This is a genomic window from Acinetobacter kanungonis, from assembly GCF_009939195.1.
In the GTDB taxonomy this organism is placed as follows: Bacteria; Pseudomonadota; Gammaproteobacteria; order Pseudomonadales; family Moraxellaceae; genus Acinetobacter; species Acinetobacter kanungonis.
Genome location: NZ_JAACKC010000002.1, coordinates 390,484 through 408,282 on the forward strand (window position 1 = coordinate 390,484; position 17,799 = coordinate 408,282).

Sequence of the window (17,799 nt, forward strand, 5' to 3'; positions counted from 1 at the left end):
AAGGTGTTAAGCCCAGAGACTTAACACCGATCTCAGGTTATTCGCTACGCACTTTGGCGTTGGCTTTTTTCTTTTTGGCTTTGCTCTTTTTCTTGGCCTTGTCTTTGGCTTTTACCTCGGCCTTGGCGGAGGTTTTCTTGTCGGCTTTTTTGCCATAAGAGCTCGGCTTAGGCTTAGCTTTCTTTTTCGTAACAGGTTGATCGCCAGACTCACGTGCTTCAGTAGGTGCTTTTGCCGCGCGAGGATTAAAGGTTTCTTCCTTCACCTGTGCAGTGCCAGCTTTGGCTACGCGCGGTGCACGGCTACGGATGGCACGTCCTGCATGCGTCAGTTGCTGAATCAGTTCAAAGTCAATCTTACGCTCTTCCAAGTTCACGCCAGCCACTTTAATTTTGACTTCATCGCCCAAACCAAATGTTTGCCCACGATTTTGCCCCACCAGACTTTGGCTGACTTGGTCAAAGACAAAGAAGTCATCGCCCAATTGGCTGACATGAACCATACCATCGACATACAGGTCTTTCAGCGTCACAAATAAACCAAATTCTGCTACTGCTGAAATCACACCGACAAACTCATCGCCCAAATGCTGCTGCATGTAGTGGCATTTTAACCACATGGTCACAGAGCGAGAGGCTTCATCGGCACGACGTTCGGTTTGCGAGAAATGTTCGCCTGCATCATCCAGTGCCGCACCAGAAAGCGGGAATGGTTTATCCGCGAGTTTGGCTTTAATGGCACGGTGTAGCAATAAATCTGGGTAGCGACGAATAGGTGATGTGAAGTGGGTATAGGCTTCATATGCCAGACCATAGTGTCCTGCATTTTTGGCGCCGTAATAGGCTTGCATCATGGAGCGTAATAACACTGCATGAATACTCGGTGCATCAATACGGTCCTTGGTCGCTTCAATCACCGCCTGATAGTCGGCTTGGGTCGGTTGGTCTGGGAATTTCAAACCAAGCAATTTGACAAAATCACGGACTTTTTGAATGCGCGAGAACTCAGGTGGCTCATGCACGCGATACAGCATCGGCACATCATGCTCGAGTGCAAACTCAGCTGCAGCCACGTTAGCCAATAACATACATTCTTCAATCAGCTTGTGTGCATCGTTACGTGTACGTGGCAGAATTTCGTTAATACCGCCTAAGTCATCAAAGGTCATATAGGTTTCAACGGTTTCAAATTCCATTGCATGACGTTTGGCACGTAGGTCTTTTAGCACTTGATACAGTTGAAACAGGGTGTTTAGTGATTTACGGACTTCACGGTCTTCAGGCACCGCAGCACTATCCCCATCAAAATACTGTGCTACTTGCGTATAGGTCAGGCGTGCTTTGGAATGCATCACAGAAGGATAGAATTCAAAGCCTGTCACGCGACCTGCACGCGAAAGTTTTAAATCACAGACCATACATAGACGGTCGACATGTGGATTTAAAGAACACAGTCCATTGGAAAGGGCTTCAGGCAACATCGGCAATACAAAGTGCGGGAAATACACGGAGGTCCCGCGTTCTTGTGCTTCCTCATCCAAGGGTTTGCCAATACGCACATAATGGCTGACATCGGCAATCGCCACCACGACACGATAACCGCCACCCGAGCGTTTTTCGGCATAGACGGCATCATCAAAGTCGCGGGCATCTTCACCATCAATGGTGACCAAAGGCAGGTCGCGTAAGTCAATGCGACCTTCACGGTCTTTGGCACTTGGCTCTTTAAAGCTTTCGGCTTCTTTCAGGACTTCTTCAGGGAATTCGTAAGGTAAACCAAATTCTAAGATGGTTTGCGGAATAATGATTTCAGTGTCTGCTTTGTCTGCCATCGACTGAATCACATGTCCCGTTGCGAATTCTTCACGGGTAGGGTAGTCATCAATCGCGATACGAACCGAATCCCCCAGTTTGAGTTGGGCATGTTCAATCAGCTCTTTTTCTAAAGTAATCGGCTGATGTGCATTCGGATTTGCAGGCTGAATAAAGTATTCGCCGTCATGTTGTGAGACTTTACCGATAATCTGCTTGACGCGGCGCTGTAAGACTTCGGAAATAAAGCCCCATGCTTTACCTTTACGATCCACCGAAGTTTGCTGCACTTTCACACGATCGCCGTTAAACACTTGGCGAAGTTCACGTTCAGGTAAAAGCAGGTCATCATGTCCAGCAATACTGGCTGTACCAAAACCTTTGGAGTTGATATAAACCGTGGCTTCATGGCTGGGTTGATCTGCCATGCGTTGGAATTTAAAGCCATCTTTCATGAGTTGACCGTCACGCACCATGGCAATCAGGCGATGGCTGAGGGCATCAATGCTCTTTTGATCGGCAATTTGGAAGTGTTCCACTAAATCGGCATGCGATTGTGGCGAGTTTAATTGTTCTATAGTTTCTAAAATGAGCGTACGGCTCGGAATAGGATTTTCGTAGCGTTCAGCTTCCGCTTTGGCTTCAGGATCGACCCAATTTTTCATCATGGATTTGGTTTTGTGTCAGAAGATAGGATTAGCATAAGACATGCTGCGCCAGACTGCACGTAAATGATTGCAATAATGTGTTTTTCCTCGAGCAATTGAAGTCAATAAGGCAGATTCAGAAACAAAGCTGAGCTGATACGGGATAAATTCTGCACAAAATTGAGTAAATTGTTTAAAAAATATTTAATTGAGCAAAATAATGCAAAAAAAACAGCGGCTGTGCTTGCAGTACTAGGGTTAAGTTTGTATTATGGCGGCACGTTACGGTGAGATGGGTGAGTGGCTGAAACCACATCCCTGCTAAGGATGCATACGGGCAACTGTATCGAGGGTTCGAATCCCTCTCTCACCGCCAAATTTACTTATATCGCGCTCATAGCTCAGCTGGATAGAGCACTTGGCTACGAACTAAGGGGTCGGGAGTTCGAATCTCTCTGAGCGCACCAATAAGTAAACTGTATGTAACGTATCGCCGAATGGCACACAAGTAATGCGCTCATAGCTCAGCTGGATAGAGCACTTGGCTACGAACTAAGGGGTCGGGAGTTCGAATCTCTCTGAGCGCACCAACTTGAACAATTAACCGCATATATTGCGGTTTTTTTGTGCCTGAAATTTAGCATTCTGTTCTTTATCTCCACGACTAAACTTATCTTACTGCATGGTGTTGGCTCTTTTCCTGTGTCTCGCTACTTCTTCGTATCGTCAGTCGAAGATTAAGAATAGGCGGGTGGCATGATCTTGAGTGATGGTTATGATCAATATCTGCGGCTAGAAAAAGCCTATTAGGTGATGCAGTGTACTTGTGATACCAACTTTGATGAGCTGATAGGTGAGGCAGGTTTATTTCACATTATGCAGAGTCAGGATATGTCTGGATGGCTAGCAGTGCTTGCATGCCATTTCTGTCCATCAGAGATCGAAAAATAGAGTAGCTAAATTGACTGGCTGTGCGATGATTTTGGCCTAAAAATGCACTTTCATGCCTAAATTGCCCATTATCTAGGCATTTGGTTGCACTTTTGTGAAAAAATACTTATCAAAATGAAAAAACCATATATAATGCGCTCCATCAAGACGTCGCGCTCATAGCTCAGCTGGATAGAGCACTTGGCTACGAACTAAGGGGTCGGGAGTTCGAATCTCTCTGAGCGCACCAACTTGATTGCCTAGATCATTTATCTGTTCTGGTGCATAAAAAAGAAGCCGCATTTTTTGCGGTTTTTTTGTGCCTAAAATATCTAAAAAGCATGTCGATTTCGTGACAATTCCAAACTTTGTTGTCGCTGAACAGCAGTGAAAAGCATAAAGAAAAGCTGAAATTTGGTGTACTATGCTACAGTCTCGTTTTCAGATTGATGATGGATTTATGTCAGACAGCAAGCCTGCCTTATCTTTACGTTATTACTTAAACCTTGAAGAATCTCAAGATGGCTTTGCTCTAGCCACCTTTGGTAAAAAGTTATTCACCCGTTTTATTACCCCACTGATTAGTATTGCCATTATTGGCTGGGGCATTTATTTGGGTTTTACTGGGGTCGGTCGTTATTACGTTGCGCTGGGCGTATTTTTCTTGGTTTTACAGCTGGTTTTACGTTATTGGTTTTTACCGATGATGTTTAAGCGTCAGTTTGTAAAGTATCAGTTTGGGAAAAGCGAGCAAGGTGTAGATCTGTATCAGGACTATGCCGATATTTATGCCAATGGTCGTAAAAAAGTGGTGCATTACCACGAAGTCCAGAATTTTGCAGTGGGTAAACTGACCTATATGCTGGAATTAAAAAATCGTACAGTGGTGATTGTACCGAAACGTGCCTTTGCAAGCGCTGAAGATCAAGGCATATTTGAAAATACCTTTAAGCATTCTAAATAAAAGATTTATTGTCACAACAAGTCGAAGGGAAGATCATGAGTACACGTCCATCTAAAATTGTCTGTGTCGGTCGTAGCTATGCAGACCATGCCAGAGAGCTGGGAAATGCCATTCCCGATCGTCCAGTGTTGTTTATCAAGCCGCCAAGCAGCTTAAAAGCATTGCAAGATGGAATTTCGTGGAACTCGGCTTGGGGCAGTTGTCATTATGAATGTGAACTGACTCTACGTATTGATCGTGAACTGAAAGCAGAAACCGATCCTGTTAAAGCCCTACAAGCAGTGGGGGCTGTGACTTTAGGGCTGGATTTAACCTTGCGTGATTTACAAGATGATCTAAAGACCAAAGGTCAGCCGTGGGAGCGTGCCAAAGCGTTTGATGGTTCATGTATGTTGGCAGATTGGGTCGATGTCGCCGAGGTGGTGCAGGACTGGAACGAGGTACATTATACCTTGCATGTCAACGATGAGCTTCGCCAAAAAGGGGACACCTCGCATCTGATTTTTGATATCGGTACCTTATTGGCAGATATGAGTCAGGTCTTTACCCTAGAAGTGGGTGATGTGATCATGACGGGTACGCCAGCGGGTGTTGCGGAATTGCAAGCTGGTGATCAACTCAAAATGACGTTAAAGGGTCAGCAGCAAGACTACGTTTGGAACACTTTTGTAAAAGCTTAAGTTGAGTTAAAGATTCAAAGGACTGTAAATACAGTCCTTTTTTTATTTGGATGGGTTATCTGCTGCGTAGTCTTTACGAAATTGATCGGGGGTGCAGCGCATCCAGCGTTTGAACAAGTTGATAAAGGCGGAGGCATTGGCATAGCCCAAGTCCAGCGCAATACTTTCCACGGTTCTGTTTTCATTCAGCATCGACATGGCTTTAATCACTTTTAGTCGTTGTCGCCATTCATTGAGCGACATACCCAGTTCCTGCTGGCTATAACGCGCTAGGGTACGTTCAGTCATATTAATCCGCTGTGCCAATTGTGCCAAAGTACTCTGATCGGCGGGATGTTGTTGTAAATAATCCAGTAAACCTTGTAATGCTGGGTGTTGGGTCGAAGGTAAATAACTACCAACCCATTCCGCATGTCGCAGTTGATCTAACAGCACATGCAGCAGGCGTAAGTATTCAGGCTCATGATCAGGCATGGGATGCTGGCGCAAATGATGCAGCAGCGCAGGAACCAAGGCCGAGGTTAGCAAGATTCCCGCCTGTTTCGGCAGCGCTTCACACAGGCTTTCGTGGACGTATAAGGTGGAATGGGTCACTTCGGTACGGTTAATGCCTGCATGTTTTAAGTGCGGCGGCAGCCAAATCCCATACGGAGGCGGGGTCAGAAAATGTATCTGATCAACCTTAACTTCCAATACTCCATTCAAGGCATAGACAAACTCTCCCCAAGCATGTTCGTGCATGGGGTAGCAAGATTCGGCAGGGGCGTCTGAAATCCGCAGCCATAGTGGCGCAGGAATCTCATCATTGGTGGGCATCGGATGATAGTCATGTTGTTGACGCGTATGCATCTGTTTCGCCCCCTGCTGATTTTGCCTGAATAATAGGATGGGTTGTCTGTTTTGAATTATATCTTTTAAAAGAGACAGGTCTATAGTGATGGCTCATGAATGAAAGTGGAGTAGACTGTGAGTGAGCGTCGGGCACTAGACAGCAAAGCATCGGGCATTATGTTTGTGCTGTGCATTATTTGGGGCTTGCAGCAAGTGATTTTAAAAATGGCTGCACCTGATATTTCTGCTGTAATGCAAATTGCATTGCGCTCAGGTCTTTCCGCGCTGATGGTTTACCCCATGATTAAACTCGCAGAGGGTGTTTCTTTGTGGAGTCGTGAATATCTGGCTCCCGGGATTCTGGTCGGCATTTTGTTTGCTTCTGAATTCTTTTTGGTGGCAGAAGCCTTACGGTTTACCTCAGCCTCACATACGGTCGTATTGCTATATACCGCTCCCATTTTTGTGGCTTTGGGGTTGCACTGGAAGCTGCCCTCTGAGCGACTTAGCCCCTTACAGTGGAGTGGTATTGCACTTGCTTTCTTGGGCATTATTATCGCATTCCTGTTTCATCCTGCGGGTTCGGCAGCAGCCTCTACAACAGCTTTGTGGGGGGATGCATTGGCATTGTTGGCGGGGATTTTGTGGGCGGCAACCACAATTGCAGTGCGTTTAACGAAATTGGCGGAAGCACCTGCAACCCAAACCTTGTTCTATCAACTGTTAATCGCCTTTGTACTGTTATTTCCTTTGGCATTTGTCATAGGGCAAGCCAGTATTCACTGGACGCCATTTACCATTGGCAGTTTATTGTTCCATACCATTATTGTGTCTTTTGCCAGTTATCTCATTTGGTTCTGGCTATTAAAAGAGTATTTGGCTTCGCGTTTGGGTGTATTCTCCTTTTTAACCCCCTTGTTTGGCGTACTCTTTGGTGTGCTATTGTTGAATGAAAAAATTGAACTGAACTTTGTGGTGGGTACCGTACTAGTGATGTTGGGGATTATGGTGGTCAGCTTGCAGGGTTGGGTGCAATCTCGCGGTTTCGCCAAAGCCTTAAAATCGGATTAATCTCGCTATAGTGAACTAAAAAAGCCTGTCAACTCGACAGGCTTTTTCATAGGTAACATTAAGGTTGATATAAATTAATAAAGGCACGATAGGCAGAAGATTGCTGTCCATTGCGATAGACAGGACGGGTAATGTTGCCTTTGTTGGTTACCAATTTTAATTCAATATCTTTGGCGTTTTTAAATGTGCTCAAGAAGGAACTTGGTACCACAATATAATTGGATGAACGGTGCGGAACCATACGGTTGATATATTCATGTGTGGTCGCAGCCGCAGGGGTATAGCTATAAGGTTTTTGATCAATCAAGAACACAAACTGCTGAATGTCATAATCCTCTTTCGCACTCGGCAAATACGCAGTAATTTTTAAGTGACTACGCTCTTGTTCATTCCATGTCACTTTGACGGCTGGGCACAGTTCATTCTGCGCACAAATCAGCAGTCCTGTAGAGGCAATATTCGGTGGTTGTGTCGAGGACGTTGCGCAGCCTGCTAACCCCATGACAGTCGCCGTACCTAAAAATGCAGTTTTTAATATATTCATGTTAGACCTTTATATATTCGTTCAGAAGTTTGGCAGATGCGTTTGGGCAGTGGAAAATATCTGCCGCATCTTGCCTATTCTGTTCCTAAAAATTGAAATGCTTTCGTTGTCTTAAAGTGTGTTGTGGCATCACCAGCATAGACATTGGCTTGATCTGCACCTAAGTCGAGTTTCTGGAAAGGCGTAGTTTTAAAATCGATTTTCTTTAAATCTACCCAGAACGTATTGGGTGAAACTGCCGATTCAAAAAAGTATAACAAATTCTTGTGGTCAACAACCGTGCGCCAGCGTGTTGATGAAATATTTGGTTCTTCTTCTGTGTTTAGGCCGAAAGGAACGGAGGCATTGCGAATCACGCTAAAGACACTGGCAAGGCTTTGTTTGCTGCTGGCATTTTTAGGAATGGCGTTGATATAAAACGAGGCACGGGCAAAACGATCCGAGGCACGATTGGTGCCCGGTAAGAAGGTGGTTCCCCCAATCTGTTTCCAGTATTGATTTAATGCCAGCTGCTGATCAAAAATGGGCGAATTGGTCATGACTTGGTACTTGGCATTGTGATGAATCACTTGTTTGCCATTAATGTATTCAATAATCGCGCTATCGCCCGAAGCATCGGATAGTGACAGGTGTAGGGTTGCAAGGCGTTTTTCCCCAGGCACATTATCCGTGACCACAATAAATGGCTCTTTCTCCAATGCTCGAATGGCTTCATTCACAGTCGCATAATTATCTAGAACATACTGCGCCCAGAGGGAAATGCTCATCGTTGGTTTGTTATTGTTTTTGACTTCAGGATATTGTGATTCAACCAGCCAGAGTAGATTGGCGGTCAGTCCTTTTTCATTGACACCATCGGTGGTGGAAAGATCATAGCCTGTTGCGACCACGCTGCCATATTTTGCCGTCCATTGGATGGATTGTGGTCCTGCTAGACCACTGCGTGTAATATTTTTTGGCATAATCCACAGGTTGGTACCAACATCGACTTTCCAGTCCATGGAGCGAGCGGTCATGACGTTTTGCACATCTCCATGGAACACCACTCGAGTGCAGGCTTGAAGTGCTGAATTGATTAAAAGTCCACTGCTTAAAGTTGCAATTAAAAGTAAGTTTTTTGTCATGATTCATCCTGTTTTTTTCAGTATTTTAATGCTTGGTTTTTCAGTATCGTCTGTATTTAAGGGCACGATTTTGGTGGGTTGAGTTTGAATAATTTGAATTGGAATAAAACGAATCTGTACATAGGTCGGATACCCTTTTCGGTCAGGACCGAGGGTGCGGTTAAGTTCATCAATTTGATTGGTTGATGGGGGTTCAACCCCGCGGATAAATACCCGTGCTAGGGTAAATTCTGGATGCGTGTCGAATTGTACGGTATCAATAATATTGGTTTCCGTATTGAGCTTTAGCCCCAGTTGATCACTGACGCGAGATTTGTATAGCTCATTTTGAACCGTATAAATTAAGTTGAAGGTCAGATAGACCGCCAAAACCAGCAGGATAATTAAACTGAGCCAATTGCGTTTTGCAAATTCGAGGTATTTGCTTTGTACTTCTTCATTTGAACCCCGTCTAAATCCTGCAATCCAGAGTACCATTGAAGAGCTGACTTGAATTGCAATAATATTGGTAAAGGTCAGCAAGAATGCGTTGGCAGACAAAGAAAATTCAGCGCGGGACAATAAAAGACCGCTGGCAACCAAAGGTGGAACCAAGGCGGTTGCAACAGCCACACCCACCACAGCAACGGATAAACGTGGAGAAACAGAAGCGAAAGCCCCCGCAGCACCGCCCGCCAGAGCAATCATTAAGTCTAGAGAGTTGGGGTGGGTGCGTGCCATAATTTCATTGGTGATGGCAATATTGGGATGAATGAGTCCAATCAGGAAGCCAATCCCGTAAATCATGATGATGCCCAGCGTAAGCGTTTTTAGGGCAGTTTTCAGTAGCATCCAACGGCTATCAATCAAGGCGAGAGAAATCCCCGCAATAGGTCCAAGCATCATGGCAACCAGCATGGCACCAATCACCACAGCCGTAGAGTCACTGAGTAAACCATAGGCGGCAATGACGGCAGCCAGCGCATTCATAATGAAAAAAGTTTTGCTCGGCAGCGCATCGGCCTGAATATTCAAGCGGACTTGTTTGTGATCAATGGTCTTTGAATTTTCCCGTAGCGCCTGTTGATAGCGCAACTTTTCTTTCAAGTTTTCAAAGCGTTCTTGTTCGGGTTGCTCATCATCAATAATGATGGTGGGGGTTTCTTTTTTGTCTGTCATGGCGAATTCTCGATTGAATCACGCAAACAAAAATTCTTGCTTGTGGATGTTATTGTTCTAAATCATGTTTTTAGATGATTTTATCATTCGGTCTAATGTTAATTTTAGCTGTTTTTTTAAGCATTATATAGCGTGGAATTTAGAGAATTACGTAATCAAAAATGAATTGAATGTGATTTAAGTTGGATTGGTGAAAGGCGCAGATGGGCAGGCATGGTAGGGCTTACAAGAGATGAGATTAAGTTTCATCTCTTTTATTTTCAAATGTTTAGCGCTGTTCAAAAATACTGGCTAAGGGCATGGCCAGTTTAGCTGAAAGATAATCATCGGCTTCTTCAAACATGGGACCAATTCGCTGCATCCACTCATGGTCATCGGGATGAATATTTTTTACATCGGGACGGCGAGGCAGTGGATAGGGTAGGGATTTATAAAAACTCCAAAAATCAACCTGTGTTAAATTTCGGACGAGGACATATTCATTGTTATCGGTGCGTTTGACTAAGTTTTGTTGTTCCAATAGCAAAACATAAGTTGGCCAGTGCCCAATTTCTTCGCGACCGAGTACATCTAGGGCCTCTTTGTCGGACATACTCTCGCCACTTTGTTGCTTAAGATAAAACAGTTGCAGAATATCAAGCAGCATAATCACGGGATGGCGTCGTTGTTCTTTGCCCGTATAGAATGCAGTGAGTGCATAACTGATTTCGACCCCGAGCAAGACAATATTCCAAGACAGAAAAATCCATAACAGGAAAATTGGCAGTGCGGCAAATGCACCATAAATAATTTCATAACTGGTGAAATTAGACATGATGTAGCCAAATAAGTTCTTTAATAACTCAAATACGCTGGCACTGAATATGCCAGCAAAAATGGCGGCTTTAATAGGCACGCTGCGGTTGGGAATGGTCCAATATAAAATAAAAAAACCCAAAATCGACAGTGAAAAAGAGATGATCCAGAGCAGGAAGGCACCGTTGACTTCATAGCCTGCCAAATGACTACTCAGCAGATTCATGGACGCTACAGTAGAGGACAAGGCAAAAGCACTGCCCAAGATAATCGGGCCTAAAGAAATAATGGTCCAGTAGCGCATAAAGCCAATCATACCGCCGCGCTTTTCACGGACACGCCAAATGCGATTAAAGACATTTTCAATGCTGGTCAGCATCATGACGGTGGTAATGAATAGAAATAAAACCCCAATGACGGTTAAGTTGCTGGATTTATCAGTAAAAGCAGTCAGGACTTTGTCGAAGGCAATCGTGGTTTTAGGGAGAAAATTACTATAAATCAACTGCTGCAATTGTTGCCGCGCAGGTTCGAGGGCTTTAATGGAAGAAATAATGACTAAAAAAACAGTCAACATGGGAACGACCGCAAACAGCGTGGTATAGGTCAGGGAGCCTGCCTGTTCGCGGCATCGGTCTGCTTCAAAACGTCGAAGGACAAATAAAACAAACTGAAACCAAGTCTTGCTGTAAAAAGGCAGTCGTACTAAATACTTTTCTATCATGCGTTTCTAGTCTCAATTCTTAATCATTTTATATACTTTTCAAGCACAAGCTTAACCAAAAAGTCGGAAAAATACCGTATAGTTTTCATTTTTAGCTTAGATCATAAACGTCATGCAACCTTATGTCCTTGTTTTATATTACAGCAAATATGGCTCAACCAAAGAAATGGCACATTTAATTGCCAATGGGGTCGAGTCAACAGGGATGGCAGTCAAAATCCGTACTGTGCCCAATTTGGCAACGGTGGTGACCGAAGCGGCAGCCAGTATTCCTGCCGAAGGCGATATTTATTGTACTTTGGAAGATTTGCAGTATTGCTCTGGACTGGCTTTGGGTTCGCCAACCCGCTTTGGCAACATGGCATCGGAAATGAAATATTTTTGGGATCAGACCACCAGTTTGTGGCTCAGTGGTGCCTTACATGATAAGCCTGCTTGTGTGTTTACCGCATCGGGTTCTATGCATGGCGGGCAGGAAAGTACCTTGCTGACTATGCTACCGCCATTGTTTCATCATGGCATGATGATTATGGGTTTAACCAATGCACAGGCGGCTTTGTCCAATACCAAAACAGGCGGTACACCTTATGGGGTTAGTCATGTCAGTGGTCCAAGACATGATCAACAACTCAGTCAGGATGAGAAGACTTTATGTGAAGCGCAGGGTCGTCGTTTAGCAAGCGTGGTGCAACAATTACAAGCGCATTGATACTTGGCTGAGCTTTCTAAACCAAGTGAGGGTAAGAACCCTCACTGGATGAGTCATAGCAAGATGACTGTTATGACTTTTCGACTTGAGCTTTGAAGCGATGCTTGCACTTTAAGCATCTGAAATCGAGGAAAATGTTCTTATCAATCACCACGCCTGCTTTTTTGCCGAAATAATTGCCTAAAAAGCCGCCCGTAATCCCGACGCTGATGCCACCAATAAATGTACCTACTGTCCCGCCGACAATCACACCGAGGGGTCCTGCGACTGCACCAATTGCGGCACCTGTAGATGCACCAGTTGCTGCACCACCAACGGTTCCTGCTGCAACGCCTGCCGAGCCTAATAAAATCCCACTGGCTTTTTTCAGGTGCTGATCATGGTTGCGTTTTTCAATTTCGCTTGAGCCACATTTGGGACAGAGAATCGTATTTTCCATAGATGATTTGCCTTTGCGTGCTGTCATTGCAGAGAGAGCAAAACAGCATAATTGGGTAAGGATTATACGCTTCAGCAGAACAACCTTGTGCTGCTTTGACTTGGACATATTCGCTAAGTACGTAAATCTAGAGTAAATTCTAGCGAAAATGAGCCGCCTTGTGTTTATCTGAGTTGTAAAAAATCCACGTGAGAACAAAGCTTCATGAATAAAATATGAAGTCTAGGTCAAGCAGGGTCAGTATCTAGAATTAATTTTTGAGAGAAGTGTGGTCTAGGTGAACACGGTTGCGTCCCGCTTGTTTGGCTTGATATAGGGCTTTATCGGCACGTTTAAATACGGCTTCGGCATTGGCGTCGGTCGGTTGTACTTCAGCAACCCCAATACTGACGGTAAAGCAGATGATTTCTTCCTGATAGGGCAGTTTCATGGCTTCAATGGCTGTGCGAATTTGTTTGAACAGTTTGACCGCATCTTTCGAGCGAGCAGGTAGGATAATCGCAAATTCTTCACCGCCGATACGAGCCAGAAAATCCTGCTCGCCCAAATAGGCTTGAATATTTTCAGTCATGCATTTCAGCACATAATCACCCGCTTGATGCCCATAAAAATCATTGAGGGTTTTGAAATGGTCGATATCCAGCACGCCAATACTAAATGGGGTTTGGGCATTAAAAAATAACAGCATGCTTTGGTTACTTTCCTGAATAAAGCTACGCCGGTTAAAAGTGCCTGTCAGTTCATCCGTCGCAGTGAGTTTCTGCATATCCTGAATTTGTAAATGCAATTTAATATTCAAGGCAATCCAGTTGGCGAGACATTGCAGTAAGATGGCTTGTTGTTCGGTGTAATGGAAAGTGGCTCGGTCCGCTACATTCAAGGTGCCCAAGCATTTTTCATTATGGATGAGCGGGGCATCCATGCATGAGCCCATGCCGTGTTGTGCCAGCATTTGACAGTCTAATTCTTCAAATTGTGTAACATCATCACAAATGCGTAGGGTGGTGCTACTAAATGCTCGTCCGACAAAGGTATTCTGAATTGGCATTTGAAAATTGAGAGGAATCGCCTGATTCCCTGAGATGGAATACAGTCTTAGAAAATCATGATGATCATAGAGGGTGATACTGGTCCGTTCCGCCTGAAATACCCGTGAAATCCAGAACGCAATTTTATCGAGCAGACTCTGTAAGCTGTTTGCTTGTGCTAAATCGTGGATAAACTTGATTGGAAGTTGAATACAGTCACTCTCATTCAACAGGGATAGTTGGTGGGGAGTGTAAATTCGTTCGGCGATGTTCTTGTTCTTCATTGACACAAGGTTCTCTAGATTCAATGCTCTGTAGCGTGGTCTTTTTATTTAGATGGAATTGGGGTATTCATTTTTTAATGAGCGATATTAAGCTGTTTTGAAGCTTAAATATGCTCAATAGGGATACTCATCCATAGTATGCTTTTTTTATGAATTTTTCAGGAAAATAATGAAACTGCTGGGAACATATTTCGCCCACTTTTCCGAATGATGCACAATAAAAAAAGAGCGCAACAGCGCTCTTTTTATGCAACTAAGTTTGGTTTAGTCACGTTCAAATTCAACTGTACCGTTGGATAAAGATTTCACGCGTGCCAGTGATTCTACACGGTAGCCTTTTTCCAAAAGTAATGCACGACCAGGTTGGAATGATTTTTCAATCACAATACCAATCCCGACCACTTCAGCTTGAGCCTGATGAATTAGATCCGCTAAACCGAGTGCGGCTTGACCATTCGCCAAGAAGTCATCAATCACCAAAACCTTGTCGGTTGAGCTGATGTGCTTATTCGAAATCGCAATCGTGCTTTCAACCTGTTTGGTGAAGGAGAAAACTTTTGAACGGTATAAATCATCCTTTAAAGTTAAAGATTGATATTTACGTGCAAAAATTACAGGCACGCCGAGTTCTAAACCAGCCATAACTGCAGGTGCAATGCCTGATGCTTCGATCGTAATGATTTTGGTGATTCCAGCATCTTTAAACAGACGCGCGAATTCTTGACCAATTTGTTGCATCATTACTGGGTCAATTTGGTGGTTTAAGAAAGAATCGACTTTCAGAACTTGATCAGAGAGAACGATACCTTCTGCTAAGATTTTCTGTTCTAGTGCGTGCACGGGAGAATCCTCGGGGGCAGGTGCTTTTTCAAGCAAAAGCGTATTTTAAAAAGCACCTGAAAAAAATCAAGTAAAAATCATCAAAATGGATTAATTCATGGGTCCTTTATACCCAGTCAGCAATAAACCGTATGAAGATTTACCATCCTGATGGGTCACTTTTACAGGCAGATAGTCTAATTTTGGTGCCAACCAGAAGGTGGTGTCACGACCTGGTTTATCATGCTTCATCACCACTTTAATGGTGTCGAAGGTGCCATACGAGGTTTTAACTTTCTCAGAACCTTGTTTCACAAACTGACGTGCTTCAACTTCTTTGGCATCGGCAATCAAGTAACTTGATTTCATACCGACGCCTTTTAAATCTTCACGAATTTGTAATTCAGCATTGAGTTCATCCAAAGCGCCCGCTTTCCATGCAAAAGAACGTGCTGTGTCGTCTTTTTTGGTATTGATGGTTTTTGTACTTGGATTGAAGTTAATGCTCATGGTGTTGTTATGCACCAAAATTTTGCTGGTACGGCTAAAGCTGTTCGAGCTAATTTTGCCTGCATTAAAACCAAAGCGGCTGGTTTCAGAAGCAGAAGCGATAGCCCCAGCTTTGGCTGCAAAAACATAGGTCCAGTTATTACCAGACTTGCTTAATGTGCGAGTTGCCGAGCCCATGTTTTTGCCATTGTAGTTAAATTGATAACTTGCTTGGAATGGACTCATGGCGAATGCTTGGCTGGAAAAGCCAGTAAATAACAATGTAGAGGCAATACCTGTGGTCACTGCTATTGTTTTTAAAACATTTTTAGCCATTGGTGAACGAGTTCCTGTGAAGTTTAAAAGTGAGTGTATCTTAAAATTACACCAAATTATTATGCCTAAGCATTATGAAGATAAAATCTGCATTTTTGTGCAAAATGTATCTTTCCTGTAGCCTTTTTCTTTAACTTTCATGTCTGTTTGGGGGCGGGATTTTGCTTATTTCCCTTTTTGTTTAATCGGTGTGACTTGGTTATCAGGAATGCCTTCATGCGCCCAGTCATCAATCTCGTCTTCGGTCATTTTGCCAAACAGTGCGGCTAAATTGACATTCCCCAGCACCACCAATTCCGCTTCACGTAAAACCGCATGATTGACATGCACCTTGTTGAGCGTGTCAATGATGGAGCGTTGTTTGCCCAGCCAGCGATTCAGATCCAAATGCAGTAAATCATCTTTGACTTTAATCACATTGAGTTTTTCTAGGATCATGCCCAAAGGGTCTTTATTTAAGATCTTTTGATAAAAGAAGATGGCAGCGTTAAAGCCGATTTTATGCAAGACATTTTGAAATTTGGCTTCAATCACTTGGGTGTCACTGATTTGCTCAAACACGATCAGTTGGATGTCTTTGTTCATTTCCATCTGAACCAATTTCAGGTCAACCGAGAGCGTGGTGTAAATACCTTGATATTCCAAAGTCGCGTATAGGCGTAACCAGTCATCATGCAGGTCGGCATGCAAATCTTTCAGCATCTTCACATTGTCTGTGACAAAGCGTTGGAAGGTGGCATTCAGAAAAACTTGCGATAATGGAAATTCCCGCTCATCTTCAATAAAGCCTTCCGCTTTTTGGTACACTTGATGTAGCCGTTTAGAAATATTGGAAAGTAGCGTTTGCATAGAAGCGTCCTGGCAAGTGAATCTACTGGCTGATGATGAGTTTTGCCGAATTGTATTTAAAAATACAGAAAATCAATCTTGCAGTTTAGCAAAATTAATTGCACCATTTTCAGTATTTTAATGCAGTGATTCTGTTGTATTGATGAACTTCAGGTTTTATCAAAAGAATAGCAACCAAGTCAAAATTTTACTGTATATGCAGTGTGGGGAAGGCAGTTTGTCGCTTAGTTATGATCCTGAATAGAATAAATTATACGCCTTTATTGCGTGCGTGGTGGAAAGATCCGATTTTTACAACGGCGGTGGTTTTCGCCCTGATTGTACATCTTCTGGTGTTAGCCATCGAATTTGCTGCACCGACCCAACAAGATGCTGCTGTAAAAGAAATTGCGGTGACCTTACGTCCGAGTGAACAAAAAGTTGAGCATGCTGACTTTCTGGCACAGGCCGATCAACAAGGCTCTGGCACTTTCCGCGAAGCGCACCGTATGTCCAGTGATATGCCTGCACCGATGCTGGAGCAAAGTGCGGGTGAAAAACAGATGGAAACGCTGCAAAAAACACAACAAAAGCGTGAATTGAATTTTGAAGAAAAAGTCCTGATGACCACGTTCAGTTGGCAAAAACAGGCAGAACAGAATCGTCGTAAAAAGGCAATGGAAGAACTCAATAGCCAGTTCCAAGCCAAAGCAGCCATGGTGGCAAGCCTAGAAGCACAATATTTACAACGTCAGCAAAATTTTAGCCGCCAACAAAAAATTAAAACTGTGGATGGCATTCAAGCCAAGCAGGACATTTCGGCTGCCTATTTGGAAAAATTCAGAGAAAAAGTTGAGTTTTATGGCAATCGTTATTACCCAGAACAAGCCAAACAACAACGCATGGCGGGTGAAGTACGCTTGATGGTAATTTTAAACCGTAATGGTGGGATTCGTGCCATTCGTTTAATTGAAAGTTCAGGACATGATTTGCTGGATGAAGCGGCCAAAGCTTCGGTACGCAAAGCAGCGCCATTCACTGCATTTGATAGCAAAATGAAGGATATTTCAGAATTAAGGATTGTGCGTACATGGCGTTTCGACCCCGCGGAAGCCGAGTTTGAAGTGCATTAATTCAAGAGAATAAGTTCCACTCAATTTGACTTTAGCCACTGAGATTAGAGAATTGATGTATAAGCATTGACATCAATTTTCGTCTGGGCTGCTATGCACTATTACATCTGGGTAGTGCTGGCATAATGATGTTCAATCTTGCAGATTTCTACACTAAAGGACTGATACCATTGCTGTTTCCCGAGTTGTTGTGCGACTTGGTGTTCCGCATCCCGATGCCATGCCTGAATGTCGGCTAGGTGATTCCAGTAGGATAAGGCAATTTCAAAATCTTGCTCGGAAATGGCTTCAAATTTCTGACAATTAAACTGGGTTAATGCCTTTTCTCTCAATGCTTGTGCGGTTTTAAAATAGGTTTCATCCAGTGCTTTGATTTTGGCTTTAAAAATCACCACGTAATTCATGCTTTTCCCTTTTGCTTAATGTTGTGAAGTTTCTGGGCATAAAAAAGCGAG

Annotated in this window: 17 protein-coding genes and 4 tRNA genes; 9 read left to right on the top strand and 12 right to left on the bottom strand. The window is 43.7% G+C overall.

What is annotated here, in order from left to right:
- Nucleotides 1–37 precede the first annotated feature (37 nt).
- Nucleotides 38–2,479 carry a ribonuclease R gene (gene rnr / locus GWK51_RS06075; protein WP_171519148.1) on the bottom strand — a complete coding sequence of 814 codons (2,442 nt, stop codon included), beginning with the start codon at nucleotides 2,477–2,479 and terminating at the stop codon, nucleotides 38–40.
- 265 nt (nucleotides 2,480–2,744) lie between these two features.
- Here rnr and GWK51_RS06080 point away from each other — a divergent pair.
- The 6 genes from GWK51_RS06080 (at nucleotide 2,745) to GWK51_RS06105 (ending at nucleotide 5,032) form a co-directional block, all read left to right on the top strand.
- A tRNA-Ser gene (locus GWK51_RS06080) sits at nucleotides 2,745–2,834 on the top strand.
- A gap of 14 nt (nucleotides 2,835–2,848) precedes the next feature.
- A tRNA-Arg gene (locus tag GWK51_RS06085) sits at nucleotides 2,849–2,925 on the top strand.
- 46 nt (nucleotides 2,926–2,971) lie between these two features.
- A tRNA-Arg gene (locus GWK51_RS06090) sits at nucleotides 2,972–3,048 on the top strand.
- Between the two features lie 513 nt (nucleotides 3,049–3,561).
- A tRNA-Arg gene (locus GWK51_RS06095) sits at nucleotides 3,562–3,638 on the top strand.
- A 210-nt stretch (nucleotides 3,639–3,848) separates the two neighbouring features.
- A complete protein-coding gene (locus tag GWK51_RS06100) occupies nucleotides 3,849–4,352 on the top strand; it encodes a YcxB family protein (protein ID WP_100243273.1) in 504 nt (167 codons plus the stop codon).
- 32 nt (nucleotides 4,353–4,384) lie between these two features.
- Nucleotides 4,385–5,032, top strand: coding sequence for a fumarylacetoacetate hydrolase family protein (locus GWK51_RS06105; protein ID WP_328703730.1), 648 nt, complete (start codon nucleotides 4,385–4,387; stop codon nucleotides 5,030–5,032).
- A gap of 42 nt (nucleotides 5,033–5,074) precedes the next feature.
- Here GWK51_RS06105 and GWK51_RS06110 read toward each other — a convergent pair whose 3' ends face one another.
- Nucleotides 5,075–5,881: an AraC family transcriptional regulator gene (locus GWK51_RS06110; protein WP_161933042.1), complete on the bottom strand. Its 807-nt coding sequence runs from the start codon at nucleotides 5,879–5,881 to the stop codon at nucleotides 5,075–5,077.
- 117 nt (nucleotides 5,882–5,998) lie between these two features.
- Between GWK51_RS06110 and GWK51_RS06115 the strand changes: the two genes are divergently transcribed.
- Entirely contained in the window at nucleotides 5,999–6,934 is a 936-nt protein-coding gene (locus tag GWK51_RS06115; protein ID WP_161933043.1) for a DMT family transporter, read from the top strand.
- Nucleotides 6,935–6,992: 58 nt separating this feature from the next.
- Here the strand turns inward: GWK51_RS06115 and GWK51_RS06120 are convergent, their stop codons facing one another.
- The 4 genes from GWK51_RS06120 to GWK51_RS06135 all read right to left on the bottom strand — a co-directional run bounded on the left by GWK51_RS06120 (nucleotide 6,993) and on the right by GWK51_RS06135 (nucleotide 11,279).
- A complete protein-coding gene (locus GWK51_RS06120) occupies nucleotides 6,993–7,478 on the bottom strand; it encodes a hypothetical protein (RefSeq protein ID WP_161933044.1) in 486 nt (161 codons plus the stop codon).
- Nucleotides 7,479–7,552: 74 nt separating this feature from the next.
- Nucleotides 7,553–8,602 (bottom strand): linear amide C-N hydrolase, encoded by a 1,050-nt coding sequence (locus GWK51_RS06125; protein ID WP_161933045.1) that lies wholly within the window; start codon nucleotides 8,600–8,602, stop codon nucleotides 7,553–7,555.
- Between the two features lie 3 nt (nucleotides 8,603–8,605).
- Nucleotides 8,606–9,760: a TIGR00341 family protein gene (locus GWK51_RS06130; RefSeq protein WP_161933046.1), complete on the bottom strand. Its 1,155-nt coding sequence runs from the start codon at nucleotides 9,758–9,760 to the stop codon at nucleotides 8,606–8,608.
- Nucleotides 9,761–10,028: 268 nt separating this feature from the next.
- A complete protein-coding gene (locus GWK51_RS06135) occupies nucleotides 10,029–11,279 on the bottom strand; it encodes a YihY family inner membrane protein (protein ID WP_161933047.1) in 1,251 nt (416 codons plus the stop codon).
- 112 nt (nucleotides 11,280–11,391) lie between these two features.
- On the opposite strand from GWK51_RS06135, the gene wrbA reads away from it, so the two are divergent.
- On the top strand, nucleotides 11,392–11,988 hold the full coding sequence (gene wrbA / locus GWK51_RS06140; protein WP_161933048.1) for an NAD(P)H:quinone oxidoreductase: 597 nt from the start codon (nucleotides 11,392–11,394) through the stop codon (nucleotides 11,986–11,988).
- 70 nt (nucleotides 11,989–12,058) lie between these two features.
- Here the strand turns inward: wrbA and GWK51_RS06145 are convergent, their stop codons facing one another.
- From GWK51_RS06145 to GWK51_RS06165, 5 genes are all read right to left on the bottom strand, one after another.
- The gene (locus GWK51_RS06145; protein WP_142767740.1) at nucleotides 12,059–12,427 is read right to left on the bottom strand and encodes a hypothetical protein; all 369 of its coding nucleotides are present in this window, start codon (nucleotides 12,425–12,427) and stop codon (nucleotides 12,059–12,061) included.
- A 250-nt stretch (nucleotides 12,428–12,677) separates the two neighbouring features.
- The gene (locus GWK51_RS06150) at nucleotides 12,678–13,739 is read right to left on the bottom strand and encodes a sensor domain-containing diguanylate cyclase (protein WP_161933049.1); all 1,062 of its coding nucleotides are present in this window, start codon (nucleotides 13,737–13,739) and stop codon (nucleotides 12,678–12,680) included.
- 264 nt (nucleotides 13,740–14,003) lie between these two features.
- Nucleotides 14,004–14,579 carry a xanthine phosphoribosyltransferase gene (locus GWK51_RS06155; protein ID WP_161933050.1) on the bottom strand — a complete coding sequence of 192 codons (576 nt, stop codon included), beginning with the start codon at nucleotides 14,577–14,579 and terminating at the stop codon, nucleotides 14,004–14,006.
- A 90-nt stretch (nucleotides 14,580–14,669) separates the two neighbouring features.
- Nucleotides 14,670–15,383, bottom strand: coding sequence for a DUF3108 domain-containing protein (locus tag GWK51_RS06160; protein WP_161933051.1), 714 nt, complete (start codon nucleotides 15,381–15,383; stop codon nucleotides 14,670–14,672).
- A 165-nt stretch (nucleotides 15,384–15,548) separates the two neighbouring features.
- Nucleotides 15,549–16,232: a hypothetical protein gene (locus tag GWK51_RS06165; RefSeq protein ID WP_161933052.1), complete on the bottom strand. Its 684-nt coding sequence runs from the start codon at nucleotides 16,230–16,232 to the stop codon at nucleotides 15,549–15,551.
- A 230-nt stretch (nucleotides 16,233–16,462) separates the two neighbouring features.
- On the opposite strand from GWK51_RS06165, the gene GWK51_RS06170 reads away from it, so the two are divergent.
- Nucleotides 16,463–17,344: an energy transducer TonB gene (locus tag GWK51_RS06170; RefSeq protein WP_161933053.1), complete on the top strand. Its 882-nt coding sequence runs from the start codon at nucleotides 16,463–16,465 to the stop codon at nucleotides 17,342–17,344.
- 101 nt (nucleotides 17,345–17,445) lie between these two features.
- Here GWK51_RS06170 and GWK51_RS06175 read toward each other — a convergent pair whose 3' ends face one another.
- Nucleotides 17,446–17,748 carry an antibiotic biosynthesis monooxygenase family protein gene (locus tag GWK51_RS06175; protein ID WP_161933054.1) on the bottom strand — a complete coding sequence of 101 codons (303 nt, stop codon included), beginning with the start codon at nucleotides 17,746–17,748 and terminating at the stop codon, nucleotides 17,446–17,448.
- Between the last annotated feature and the right edge of the window lie 51 nt (nucleotides 17,749–17,799).